Here is a 574-nt window from a genome sequence, read left to right as displayed (position 1 = left end):
TGCCAAATTCTTTATATCTTGCTTTCATTCTACGTGCTTGAAAATCTCCACAATTAGAACAGCTAGCAATTTCGCGATATTGCTTTTGTCCCGGAAGCCATACTTCTATATCATAGGTTTTTTTTGCCGCAAATCCCATATCTCCGGTGCAAAGTAACATAACACGATAAGGAAGATTCAGTTTTTGTAAAATAGTCTCTGATGCATTAGTTATATATTCATGCTCATTTTTTGATTCTTCAGGGGTAGTAATAGATACTAGCTCAACTTTACCGAACTGATGTAATCTAATCATACCTCTTGTATCTCTACCGCTACTACCTGCTTCTGATCTAAAGCACGGGGTGTAAGCAACATAACGCATCGGTAATTTTTCTCTTGGTATAATAGTATCGGCGACTATATTTACTAAAGATACTTCTGCGGTTGGAATTAGTCTGTAACCATTGGTTATTGCAAAAGACTCTTCGGCAAATTTAGGTAGTTGTCCTGCATTATACATAGCATTATCTCGAACTAATACCGGAGGTGATATCTCAAAGAAATCCAACTCTTTAGTATGAACATCAAGCAT

The 574-nt window shown here is 36.6% G+C and carries 1 protein-coding gene; it reads right to left on the bottom strand.

Annotated elements, in window-relative coordinates; all coding sequences use genetic code 11:
- A partial coding sequence (locus O6R16_RS07950) for an aminoacyl--tRNA ligase-related protein (RefSeq protein ID WP_499680703.1) occupies positions 1-574 on the bottom strand: 574 nt, incomplete at both ends.

The organism is Candidatus Rickettsia tasmaniensis (genome assembly GCF_036857515.1).
Lineage (GTDB): Bacteria > Pseudomonadota > Alphaproteobacteria > Rickettsiales > Rickettsiaceae > Rickettsia > Rickettsia rickettsii.
Note: the sequence above shows the minus strand (reverse complement) of the source record. Positions and strands in the feature narration are given on the sequence as shown.